The sequence below is a fragment of the Bacteroides sp. 51 genome, from assembly GCF_010500965.1.
In the GTDB taxonomy this organism is placed as follows: Bacteria; Bacteroidota; Bacteroidia; order Bacteroidales; family Bacteroidaceae; genus Bacteroides.
Genome location: NZ_QVMI01000032.1, coordinates 19,527 through 31,798, shown reverse-complemented (window position 1 = coordinate 31,798; position 12,272 = coordinate 19,527). Strand labels below are relative to the sequence as shown.

Annotated in this window: 8 protein-coding genes; 5 read left to right on the top strand and 3 right to left on the bottom strand. The window is 45.3% G+C overall.

What is annotated here, in order from left to right; translation table 11 throughout:
• Positions 1–238 precede the first annotated feature (238 nt).
• The 3 genes from D0T87_RS19105 to metA are packed head-to-tail and all read right to left on the bottom strand — an operon-like array spanning position 239 to position 3,890.
• Positions 239–1,156 carry a hypothetical protein gene (locus tag D0T87_RS19105; RefSeq protein ID WP_163177047.1) on the bottom strand — a complete coding sequence of 306 codons (918 nt, stop codon included), beginning with the start codon at positions 1,154–1,156 and terminating at the stop codon, positions 239–241.
• Entirely contained in the window at positions 1,153–2,976 is a 1,824-nt protein-coding gene (locus tag D0T87_RS19100; RefSeq protein WP_163177045.1) for a U32 family peptidase, read from the bottom strand. The genes D0T87_RS19105 and D0T87_RS19100 overlap by 4 nt, the downstream gene beginning before the upstream one ends.
• Entirely contained in the window at positions 2,973–3,890 is a 918-nt protein-coding gene (gene metA, locus D0T87_RS19095; RefSeq protein WP_163177043.1) for a homoserine O-succinyltransferase, read from the bottom strand. Before metA ends, D0T87_RS19100 begins: the two co-directional genes overlap by 4 nt.
• A gap of 368 nt (positions 3,891–4,258) precedes the next feature.
• Between metA and D0T87_RS19090 the strand changes: the two genes are divergently transcribed.
• The 5 genes from D0T87_RS19090 (at position 4,259) to D0T87_RS19070 (ending at position 12,252) form a co-directional block, all read left to right on the top strand.
• The gene (locus tag D0T87_RS19090; protein WP_163177041.1) at positions 4,259–4,429 is read left to right on the top strand and encodes a DUF362 domain-containing protein; all 171 of its coding nucleotides are present in this window, start codon (positions 4,259–4,261) and stop codon (positions 4,427–4,429) included.
• Positions 4,430–5,159: 730 nt separating this feature from the next.
• The gene (locus tag D0T87_RS19085) at positions 5,160–8,144 is read left to right on the top strand and encodes a TonB-dependent receptor (RefSeq protein ID WP_163177039.1); all 2,985 of its coding nucleotides are present in this window, start codon (positions 5,160–5,162) and stop codon (positions 8,142–8,144) included.
• Positions 8,145–8,164: 20 nt separating this feature from the next.
• A complete protein-coding gene (locus tag D0T87_RS19080; protein ID WP_163177037.1) occupies positions 8,165–9,829 on the top strand; it encodes a RagB/SusD family nutrient uptake outer membrane protein in 1,665 nt (554 codons plus the stop codon).
• Between the two features lie 28 nt (positions 9,830–9,857).
• A complete protein-coding gene (locus tag D0T87_RS19075; RefSeq protein ID WP_163177035.1) occupies positions 9,858–10,796 on the top strand; it encodes a PKD domain-containing protein in 939 nt (312 codons plus the stop codon).
• Positions 10,797–10,812: 16 nt separating this feature from the next.
• On the top strand, positions 10,813–12,252 hold the full coding sequence (locus D0T87_RS19070; protein WP_163177033.1) for a DUF4832 domain-containing protein: 1,440 nt from the start codon (positions 10,813–10,815) through the stop codon (positions 12,250–12,252).
• The last annotated feature ends 20 nt before the right edge of the window (positions 12,253–12,272 follow it).

Sequence of the window (12,272 nt, the reverse complement as noted above, 5' to 3'; positions counted from 1 at the left end):
GAAATTGCTTTTTTACAGACAAGTAAAACAGGGATATCAAGCTATTTATCAAGACGTTACATTTACACACCATTCACACCATGTTGTAAAAGCCTTTACGACTACTTGTAAAGCGCATTACAACTGCTTGTAAACAGCGTTACGACTGCTTGTAAACGACGTTACAACAGCTTGTAAATAGCATTATCATACTTTGTTATTGATAGTATCTCCTATCCCGGAGCCGCTTCTCCTACAACTATTTGTTCTCCGCACCGCAGTGCGGACACGTTCCTTTACTTTTCAGCTTCCCTTTACAATTTCCACAGCGATATACGTAGACATTGATTCTCCGGGCTTTCAGTATAAACAAAACAATGGCCACTCCAAGAAAGGGATACCCAACATAGTAACGGGTAGTCTGAATAAAGAAGAAATAGCAGAAGATGCAAGCAGACAACAGTCCCAACACATAGAAAAAGGCCTCCGATGATGTTAGCTGACCGAATACATCATCAAAAGCAGCCAGCATAACCAATACAATCAGCCAAAGGCTAATTAGAAAAGCCGAAAGAACCGGGGGAACCTTAAACGGCGAAAGTGTAGGATTATAAAAATACTGTTGCCAGGTTTCGGGTGCAAAGAGCTGTATCGACTCGTAAAGCGTAGCGCTAATAGCCATCAGCAGGCAAAGCAACAAAGGGTAAACGCTATCGATATCATTAAAATAAACCATCCGGATTTGCTTCTTGCGGAAAGCACGAAACAAATACGCAGCAATAAAAAGAGCTACAATAACAATGAAGTAAGATACATGCGTATTACTAAACAAATAAATAGCCTGCGATATGCCATCTATTGGTACAAAAGAAGAAGTCAGCTCACTTTGCCGCAGCCACCCTTGTGCCTTCTGACTATGTGCAACCTTAACCCATACCGAGTCTACGCTATCTTCGGCATGAATAGCAAACTCGGCCACCACCACCTGCGCCCCTTTATATAAAGAAATATACGTATCCTTTATCGGCAGCAACTCCAATACAGCCGAGTCGGCATACAATTCCAGGTTTGCATTCTTCCGAACAACAGTATAAGCCTCCTCTCCCGCTTCGGGACGGGGATAATGACATGACATCAATCCGATAAGGAGCAACAGCAGTGAGGCCAGATGTTTCATACGGCATAGACCTTCATTTGACAGTTCTTGCAATCGAACGAAAGACGGAAACGTTTTCCATCTGTAGCCTGCAAGTAGAAAGGCTCGTTATAAGGCGAATGCCCTTTCTGATGCACATTACACCATCCCATACTGTATTTCAGGCAGTGCTTACAAAACATAAGTGCCGCATCCGGAGCTTTCTCTTTTTCGTATGCAGGTGCAACCGAATTCACCCCGTGACGATGATAAAAAGACGCCGCCCGGGCGTTGTATACATTACCTAAGTAAGTCAACTCCGTTTGAGGATAAGGATGTGCAGTAGGCCGAAGTACTGCCAACTCCCGGCGATAGGTTATTTTCCTTGCCGTGATCAATTTCTCTATGGCCTGCCGGCGGAAATCGGCTAAAACAGATGCCGGTAAGAACCAGCTATCAGCGAATTCCACATCAATCCGCTTGGCTTCAAAAGGAGTATTGCCCAGTTTGCCGAGCTGATTCTTTATATTGTCAATCTGCGGAGTACGCGCCTGTTCTTTCTCACGGTTCAGAGCCAGCGTAACACTATTATCATCTTCATCTGTCAACGTCAGGAAGAATCCAAAGCTATTCTCCGAAAGCAGCATGGATACTTCGATCTCCCGGTCGGCGGATTTCCGCGAAAGGATGCGTTCGAACTCCTGGTCGAAGTTACGGTACAGAACTGTACGGGGTTTGATGCGTGGCATCTCCTGTGGATATAGCTTATTGCCATCTACCCTATTGATGCGGAATCCTTGCAAACGTCCCTGTTCATCAATAAAACAAACGCCATCGCCATTATTGAATGACTTGACGCCGGCAACCGTCAGGTAATTGCCACGTATTTCTTTCATGCGCCCCATTTCTTCTCCCAATGATTTCGGGGTATCAAACGAGTGGATATCTTCGGCGCGCCCTTTCAGGAAATAGTTCGTGAATCCACGGCTGAAACTTTTATCCAGTTGGGGAGTAAACTCATAATGGCACGTACCAGATGAGGCACGGGTATATTCGGAACGGCGGGCAAAGATCGCATCCAACTTCTGCCGGTAAGCCGCAGTTACGTTCTTTACATAGGTCACATCTTTCAGCCGACCCTCTATTTTAAAGGAGGATACACCTGCATCAAGAAGATGCTCCAACTCCTCGCTTTGATTGAGGTCTTTAAGGGAAAGTAAGTGTTTATTATTAGCGATGATCTTTCCATCGGCATCCAACATGGTGAAAGCTAAACGACAAAACTGCGCACATTCACCCCGGTTTGCACTCCGTCCGAAGCAAGCCTGGCTGATATAGCATTGTCCACTGTAGCTCACACACAACGCACCATGAACAAATACCTCTAAGGGAACCGGAGTGGCTTCATGTATCCTACGGATTTCGGGCAGAGAGAGTTCACGCGCCAATACAACTTGCCGCAAACCGGCATCGGCCAGAAACTTAACCCGCTCCGGGGTACGGTTATCCATCTGGGTGCTGGCATGCAGGGGGATGGGCGGAAGATTCAGCTCCAGAATTCCCATATCTTGTATGATTAGCGCATCAACTCCCACGCGATACAGCTCCCAGATCAGCTTTTCTGTTTCTTCCAGTTCTTCTTCCTTCAGAATGGTGTTGACGGTTACATAGATGCGTACATTATATAGATGTGCATAGTTTACCAGCTCTGCAATGTCCTCCAAAGAGTTTATTGCCGCCGCCCGCGCACCAAACTTCGGCGCACCGATATATACGGCATCAGCACCATGATCTACTGCTGCAATGGCACATTCCAAGTTCTTAGCAGGCGCCAACAGTTCTATCTTGCGCTGTCTTATCATTTAATATCTTCGATGTTGTATGGGGTTTCCTGATAAACGTAATAGTTCAGCCAGTTGGAGAACAGCAGGTTGGCATGTCCACGCCAACGCACCAACGGACCTTTATCCGGATCATTATCTTTGTAATAGTTCTTGGGGACTTCGATTGGCAATCCTTTATCAACATCACGGCGATACTCGGTGTCCAATGTTAACGGTGAATACTCGGAATGCCCCGTCACAAAGAACTCGCGCCCATTACGCGCCATAGCCAGATAAACACCCGCCTCTTCCGATTCAGAAAGCAAGGTAAGCTCAGGACGTTTCAGGATATCTTCCTTCCGTATCTCTGTGTGGCGGCTGTGCGGAACATAGAATATATCGTCGAACCCACGAAAGATCTGGGCAAGAGGATCTAAAACCATATGCTCGAATACACCGAACTTCTTTTTATCCAACGGATATTTCGGTATGCCGTAATGATGGTATAGTCCGGCAAAGGCAGCCCAACAGATATAAAGCGTTGATGTGACATGGGTACGCGACCAGTCGAAGATTTCCATCATCTCACTCCAGTAAGTCACCTCTTCATACTCCATCTGCTCCACAGGCGCCCCGGTAATAATCATACCGTCATACTTCTCGTTGCGCATATCCTCAAAATCCGTATAGAATGCCTGCATATGTTCAACGGGCGTGTTCTTGGATGTATGACTCTTGATCTTCATAAACGAGATCTCCAACTGCAACGGGGTGTTGGACAACAAACGGATCAGGTCTGTTTCTGTTGTAATCTTCAACGGCATCAGGTTCAGGATCACAATCTTCAACGGACGGATGTCCTGCTGTGTAGCACGCGAATTGTCGATCACAAAGATATTTTCTTCTTTCAGAAGTTCTATCGCCGGAAGCTTATCGGGTAAATTTAAAGGCATAATATTATAGAATCTCTTTCTTAAAACTCCTCCCCCTGCCCCCTCCGAAGGGGGATACCCTGCGGCATCGAGGTGCTGTACCCTAATTTTAGCTTACGCTGACCGTTGATTCTGTGCGGCATCGTATCCCCCTTTGGAGGGGGGCAGGGGGAGGAACTTCTATTATAAATTTCTTTCTCTTTGCAAAATTAGCAAAAAAGCCGTTATAGAAATAGTTTAAAAGATTGAAACTGAATTAAAAAGCTACGAATCCCTTATTTAGAAGGGTTACAAATTAAGTTATTTTAGCCGAATAAGCACATGAAATCTCAACAAAACCCTTACATTTGCGTTACAAAGAGTAATACTAACGATTAAAACTTAAGAAAATGGCTTACGTAATTACAGATGATTGTATCGCTTGTGGTTCTTGTATCGACGAATGTCCGGTAGAAGCAATCTCTGAAGGCGATATCTATTCAATCAACGCTGATGTATGTACAGACTGCGGAACTTGCGCAGATGTTTGTCCTTCTGAAGCAATTCACCCAGGCGAATAATACATCAAAACAGAAATAATAAAGGCTGTCTTTTCAATGAAAAGACAGCCTTTATTGCGTTTAGCCCAGGGGATAAGTATAAAAAGGAATGATCTTTATTTAGTCGCCCCTATAGAAAATTAAAAAACGGGTAAAAAGTAGCACTCGTTTCGACCGAAGCCCTTATTCATCGGCTGTAGAAGGATGAGACTTACCACTTTTCGTGCTAGCACTCATATAGCACTTGCTAGCATCTGATTATCGGATAGAAGTTTGCCCGGGTTTGAAGTTCTGTTTGTGGAGATTTTAATTGCCGGTTTCATTTCAGTTTCCCCACCTAGGTGTTCGACTCTTCCCCACCTAGGTCGGACAGGCCTCCCCACCTAGGTGGAGAGAACAATGTGAAACAAGTAATCAAAACCAGAGAAATCATCAGCAAAAAGTATATCCAATTGCATTGGGCGCGAGTGCTGGTCAAGTGCTAACAGAGTGCTAGCACGAAAAGAGGTAAGTACCATCCTTCTACAGCCAATGAATAAAGGGTTCGAACGAAACGAGTGCTACTTTTTGCATATTTTTGAAAAACGTATGTATACTTAGGCGTAGTGCCTTGCTGCCGTACAATATAGCAAGTAAAAGTTATAATAAGGCAAGGCAGGTTATACTTCCGATATTATCTTTGTCCACCAGTAAGGTCAATCCCGGGTTGGCATTCAGTTAATTGATTAATCTAATATTAAAACACAGTTCTATGAAAAATTTAACACTGGTTTTATTTTTTACTTGTTTACCTCTTTTGTCTCTAGCCCAAACGATCAAGGTCAAAGGCCAGATCACCTCGGAAGGAGACAGAGAACCCCTGATCGGGGCTACCGTAAACGTTAAGGGAACAAGCGTTTTTGCAGTTTCGGACATAGACGGCAACTATGTTATCGATGCAGATGCGAAAGCAACCTTAATTTATTCTTATGTAAGTTTCAAAGGCATGGAAGTAGCCGTAGGCGGAAGAGAACGGATCAACGTAGCTCTTGTCTCGGAAACGAATGTACTGGACGATGTAGTGGTTATGGGATACTCGAGCATGAAGAAAGCAGAACTTTCGAGTGCCGTAGTATCGTTAAGCGGCGAGGCCGTAACCGACATTACAACGTCCGACGTAGGAAACATGCTACAGGGAAAAGTCGCGGGAGTAATGATATCCAACTCCTCGGGACAACCTGGCTCGGCTGCTGTGATACAAATAAGAGGAACCGGCTCAATCACGGCCACCCCCGATCCTCTGTTTGTGGTAGATGGAATACCGGGCGGATCATTTAATCCGAACGACATCGAAACCCTCACCGTACTGAAAGATGCCGGAGCAACCGCCTTATATGGCTCGGCTGCCGCCGGAGGAGTGATTGTAGTTACAACAAAAAAAGCGTCACAAAATCAACCAACTAAAATAAACTTCAAAACAAACATTGGATTTAAGAACGCACTGCAAGGCAACTTCAGCATGATGAACGGAGCAGAGATATACGATGTGCATGCACAGCTCTTCCCCGAATCGACCTTGCTGAGCCAACGCCCCGAAGAACTAAGAGACCGGAACTTCGACTGGCTCGACGCCGCGTTTCAAACCGGAGCCATACAGAATTACTACCTCTCCGTGGCCGGAAGCACCGGGAAAATAGGGTATTTTGCCAGTACCGACTACTATAAAGAAGACGGGACACTGAAGAATACCAACTTCGACAAAGTCTCCATGCGTCTCAACCTGAATAGCAAACTATTTGACAATGTCGAGATGAACATCCGCATCAATTATACCGAGAACCACAGTCGCGAAGCCTCAAGCTACATCAACCTCGAAGGAGCGTATGGCAGCATGCCGTGGGATAACCCGTACGACGAGCTTGGCAATCTGGTAAAGATCAACGGAGATACTCGCCCCGACAACAATCAGCCCTGGTACACGCAAGACAAGCGCAATTTCCTTTACAACGAACAGTATAACTACGCAAGGAATAAGTCGCAAGACTTCGTTGCCGACCTACAGTTGAATTGGAACATACTAAGCTGGCTATCATTCTCCACATCCAACCGCGCATCGCGAAGCAACTATAAGTATTCAAGATACGTAGATCCCCGCACGGTAGATCCCGAATTTGCCAACGGATACTCACTCAGCAACATCGGCATGTTCTCGTCATGGGGCTCCACCAACTTACTGAAAGCCAATCACGGCTTTGGCAACCATTCCCTTTCGGGCATGTTGGGACTTGAGTTTGGACGGGGTACCAGCAGTTTCACCGGAGCAGCCGGAACAGGTATGCCCGGAGGCATGGACGGACTGGGCGCAACTACTCCCTACTCTGTCGATGGCTATCAGTACAGAGAAGCTTCGTGGTCGGCCTTCGGCCAAGCTCAATATAGCTATAATGACAGATATTTTCTTACAGCCTCGTTCAGAGCCGATACCAATTCGAAGTTCGGAAAAGACACCCGGACGGGATACTTCCCTTCTGTTGCGGCATCCTGGCTGATAAGCAACGAGAAGTTCATGCAGTCTACCAACAACGTTATCTCCTTCCTGAAACTCAGGGCAAGCTACGGGGTAACGGGAAACTCCAATATCGAGATGTTCAGGACAATGGCCATATATACCCTCAACTCAAGCTATCAGGACAAAGTGGGTGCTGTGGCCGACCGTCTGGCGAATCCCAACTTATCTTGGGAAGAGGCCCATATGTCGGGCGTTGGACTAGACATCAGTCTGTGGAAAAGATTGCATATAAACCTCGACCTATATAATATCGAGAACAAAGACTTGCTGCTCAATGTGCCCAAACCCACAAGTACAGGCTTTTACGAAAGATTAGAGAACGCCGGAAGCGTACGCAACCGGGGAGTGGAAATACAGATAAGTTCGGACAACATCAAAACAAAAGATTTCTTGTGGAGCACCTCATTCAATATCGGATTCAACAGGAACAAAGTGCTGTCACTACCCGACAATGAAAGCTTCCTTCAGAAATACGGAAGTACATCCGTAGCTCATCAGGTAAAGAACGGACAAGATATTTTCAGTTGGTACATGCCCAAATGGATTGGAGTTGACTATGTAAACGGAGACCCGGTTTGGGAGAAGCTCATAAGAGATGAAAACGGAAACGTAACAGGAGCCGAAGGTACAAACGACTATGCCCAGGCCGACCTGCAAGTAGTAGGTAAAGCCAGCCCGAAGTTCACCGGCGGATTCGTTAACACCCTCCAATACAAAGGCATCGGCCTGCGTGTTACGGCCAACTATGTGTATGGAAACGACGTGTATAATTATACCCGCGAGAAGTATGACTCGGATGGAGCATACCTGGGATACAACATGATGAGCCTGAAATCGGACTGGAACCGTTGGGAGAAACCGGGAGATGTTGCCACACACCCCAAGCTGGTGATGAACGGCAACAAGAACTCTAACAAAACCTCATCGCGCTATCTTGAAGATGGAAGTTTCTTACGGATCAGGAACATAACACTATCCTACGACCTGCAAAAGAACTGGATTGAAAGGCTGAAAATGCAATCGTGCAAGCTATTCGTTTCGGTAGACAATCCCTTCACCTTCACCAAATTCTCGGGAACAGATCCCGAAGTGAACATGCGAATGGGAACATGGAGCCTGCCGGGCATTTATACGGAAAGCTATCCAACAAGTCGCCAGTTTATATTTGGTGTTGATATTAATTTTTAAAAACAAAGAATAATACAGTTATGAGAAAAAGAATTATACCCACAATAGCGATAGCATTATTGATGGTCTCATGCGAAATGGATTATTTGCCTAACGATAAATTAACCAACGAACAAGTGGGACAAGACCCTGCGAGCGCAGAATATGTTACCGAGGGAAACTATTCCATGTTTAAAGACCAAATGGAATATATGGGTCAGCTATACTCGGGCAATACATACGTTCGGCACTATTTACAGATGTCGGAGTTTATAGGCGATAATGCGTGCCTTGCCGGACGCACCAGCGACCCCCTGTATGAAGCCTTGACCTACAAACGGGCACCCAACCTCTACAATATCAGTTATCTGTGGTGGTGCGGATACAAAATTATTAATGGAACTAACTCCGTTATCGAGTCCGTTCAGGATGGCGTCAGTGCAGAAGCCGATTACTTAAAGGGTGAGAACTACTTTATCCGTGCGATAGTTCACTTCCACTTCTCTACACTGTGGTCCAAGCACTATTCGCTTGGTCGCGACAATATGGGTATCGTGCTCAGGGAAAGTTCGAGCAATACAGAAACCAAACGCGCAACAGTGGGCGAAGTGTATGATCTGGTCGTGTCCGACCTCGAAAATGCCATCAGGTTAATGAGTCAGGGAACACGCCGCGGAAACGCCGGATACATCTCCAAAGAAGCTGCTCAGGGGCTGCTTAGCCGGGTGTACCTGTATATGGGAGAAGACGACAAGGTGATTACCCTTGTGAATGAAATGTTGGCAGGAGCCTCTCCTGACTCAAAGCTGGAACCCTCAAGCAGCTATCCGATGTATTTCGCCAATGCACTAAACTCGGTAGAAACACTTTGGGCTATAGCACATACGACTAGGGAATCGCGTGGTTCTTCTTCCATCGGTTCCATGTATCTGACTGACGGGCAAGGCTGGGGAGAGATTTATGCATCCGACCCGATGCTGGACCTGCTTGAAAGGAACAAAAACGATTTACGGAATTCATTCATTAAGCCAAAGAATATATCCGAAACAGCATATATGGTACGTTGGGCCATCCCCAGTGATGATGACTTTTATCAGAACGAGCTGAGAGATGTTGAGTTCGATGCGGGTGCAGATAAATACTTTTTTATGGAAGGCACTTCTAAGGTATTCGTAGAAAAAGAAACAATCAATGGGTATGAACAGAGTTATATTAATCTCAATGGAGAGAAGCTACGGGTAAGACTTTCTTTGAAAATGGAGAATCGCTACGGGTGGCCCAAGTACTTTGTAACAAAGTTCTCGTATCAGGATGGCGACCCGATGCTCAGTTCGCCGGTTATGCTCAGGTGGGCCGAGGTTATCCTGAACAGAGCCGAGGCGTATGCAAGAACAAACAACACCGATAAGGCGCTTGAAGATGTGAATACTATCCGTATGCGTGCCGGTTTGTCGGGCAATCAGCTTTTCAGTAAAACGAATATGCTGGGGTATACCGATGTGTTGGATATTGTCCTGGATGAACGGAGACTTGAACTAGCCTTCGAAGGGCATCGTGCTTTTGACATTTATCGCAACAAACGCTCACTGGACAGAAGATTTTCGGGAGTACAAACCTGGGAAGTAGTAGAGCATACAGACAATAGGTTGCAATATTTAATTCCCCTGGATGAGATCACGACCAGCGGAATACCCCAGAATCCTTAATATCAATCTTTTAAAAAACAATTGAAATATGAAAAATATCAATTCATTATCAAAGCTGATTTTATTGACCATCACGTCATTCATATTATTTTCCTGTTCGGATGATGATCCGGTGCAAATAGCGCTGTATCTACCTGTGGCTAACTTCTCGTACGAAGCCTTCGAAAAGAAAGTTGTATTTACAGATAAATCTGAAAACGCTGACAGCTACTACTGGACCTTTGGAGATGGCGAAACCTCGACAGAACAGAACCCTACCCATTTCTATAAAGGAAATAAGAAGTATTCGGCTGAGCTCACCATCAGGGGAGAAAGAGGAAAGACAAGCTCGAAGAAAGTCACCATTGACCTGTCGGATGGTAGCTCTACCGATCCGGAAGATGTGAACATAACGCTCGATGGTAAGTTCAACGATTGGCTGGAGGTTCCTGCTTCTATGCTGGCAACTTCTACTATCGCTGCGCATGTAACAGACCTCGTGGCACTGAAAGAGTTGAAACTTTGTGGAAACGACGACTATGTGTTCTTCTATATGAAGGCCGATAAAACGAAGTTCATGGTGGCTCAATTCTATATTGACAAGAACAACGATGCAGATACCGGGTTCCTGGGATGGTATTGGAGCGGCATCGGATCTGAATTCCTGCTCGAAGGTGCCAAAGATGATGGTCTTGCACCTACAGTCTTCGAATATGACGACGAAAATGGAAATGGTGGAACAAACTGGAGCTGGATAGAGCGCCATGCACCCGCAGCGAAAACTATAGAGATATCCGAATTCATAGAAGGAGAAAATGATATAGTCGAAGTAGAAGGACGCATCATACGTTCTTATATTCCGGAGTTGGGCAGAACGGTTAAAATGGGAGTTGCACTGGTAGGTTCCGATTGGAGTGCATCGGGTTTGCTTCCTTCCAAACTGGAAGACGGTTCCCTAAACAATCCTTTGACAGTGAAACTACCCTAATAATAATGCTATGAGTATGAAACAGATAGGTTATTTAATTCTTTCTTTCCTGTTGTTTTTCGCATGTTCGTGTAGCGATGAGTCGGACAATAATGCTCAGGAAGAACAAAGCGTTGAGAAGTATTATATCGAAAACGGTAGTGCGATCATGAATCCCGAAAGGGGGTTCTATACCTATCGTGAATTTGTATCGGGCAGAGCCGCCCCACTTACGGCAGAGTCTGTGAGAAATGTCTACAACGAAGGGTATAGCCTCATATACACGGTTTATTATATGCCCGACTTTGTAGATAAGTTGATCTCGGATGATTATCTGCAAGTGGTGAAAACCAATATGGAAGCATTAAGGGCAGGAGGCTGCAAAGCCGTTTTACGCTTTGCCTACTCGGACAATCAGAATAGTGCGGCGCTGGATGCTCCGTGGGAGTTGACGAAGAAACATATCGAACAACTAAAACCCATTCTCCGCGAATACGTTGATGTGATTTATGTTCTTCAGGCAGGTCTGGTTGGAGCTTGGGGCGAATGGTATTATACCGATAATTATATATTCCAACCCGAAACAGAGGAAGATTATCTCCCCCGTAAGAATGTATTGGAAGCATTGTTGGATGCACTTCCCCAGGAAAGAATGGTTGCCATCCGCACCCCGGGAGCAAAGATTAAATCATACGGACTTTCTATTGCCGACACAGTGACAGTGGCCACGGCATTCAACGGAAGTAAATTGTCGCGCCTGGGTGGACATAACGATTGCTTCCTGGCCGACAATGACGACCGGGGAACATACAACGGAGCCAACAGAGACTACAAACGTTTCTGGCAGTATGAAACCCGCTACCTATCAATGGGAGGTGAAACCTGCCAACCTTCTACTTATTCGGAATGCTTCAACGCGTTGGAGGAGTTTGAGAAGTACCATTGGTCTTATATCAATATAGACTATCATCAGAGCGTAATAAACAACTGGATTGTAGATGGTTGTATGACTGAAATTAAAAAGCGATTGGGCTACAGGCTGGTTCTTATCTCAGGACAATATACAAATCAAGTGGGAGCAGGTGATGCGTTTGAAATGAACCTGAAACTTACAAACAGAGGTTGGGCTTCGCCTGTCAACTCCCGTAATGTAGAAGTTATATTTATCTCCAAATCGGATAACGGCAAAAGATATAAAGTTGCTATAGATGCCGATCCCCGTTTATGGTACCCGCAGGAAGAGCAGGAAGTCAGTACTAAGTTTGGAATTCCTTCCGATATGCCACACGGTGAGTATAATGTGTATTTAAATCTTCCGGACCCTAAAGGTACATTAGCAGATAACCCTCAATTCAGCATCCAGTTGGCCAATCTTGATATGTGGGATAGCGCCACAGGGTACAACAAAATACATACGGTTACCGTATCCGGTTCCAAAGGAAATGCTTATTCATCTGATATATTGAAAGAATTTTAGCTTTTTGTTTAAGAGGATGC

What these genes read in the sequence shown, in the direction of transcription:
- D0T87_RS19105 (WP_163177047.1), bottom strand. Translation starts at nt 1,156, where the DNA reads ATGAAACATCTGGCCTCACTGCTGTTGCTCCTTATCGGATTGATGTCA.
- D0T87_RS19100 (WP_163177045.1), bottom strand. Translation starts at nt 2,976, where the DNA reads ATGATAAGACAGCGCAAGATAGAACTGTTGGCGCCTGCTAAGAACTTG.
- metA (WP_163177043.1), bottom strand. Translation starts at nt 3,890, where the DNA reads ATGCCTTTAAATTTACCCGATAAGCTTCCGGCGATAGAACTTCTGAAA.
- D0T87_RS19090 (WP_163177041.1), top strand. Translation starts at nt 4,259, where the DNA reads ATGGCTTACGTAATTACAGATGATTGTATCGCTTGTGGTTCTTGTATC.
- D0T87_RS19085 (WP_163177039.1), top strand. Translation starts at nt 5,160, where the DNA reads ATGAAAAATTTAACACTGGTTTTATTTTTTACTTGTTTACCTCTTTTG.
- D0T87_RS19080 (WP_163177037.1), top strand. Translation starts at nt 8,165, where the DNA reads ATGAGAAAAAGAATTATACCCACAATAGCGATAGCATTATTGATGGTC.
- D0T87_RS19075 (WP_163177035.1), top strand. Translation starts at nt 9,858, where the DNA reads ATGAAAAATATCAATTCATTATCAAAGCTGATTTTATTGACCATCACG.
- D0T87_RS19070 (WP_163177033.1), top strand. Translation starts at nt 10,813, where the DNA reads ATGAAACAGATAGGTTATTTAATTCTTTCTTTCCTGTTGTTTTTCGCA.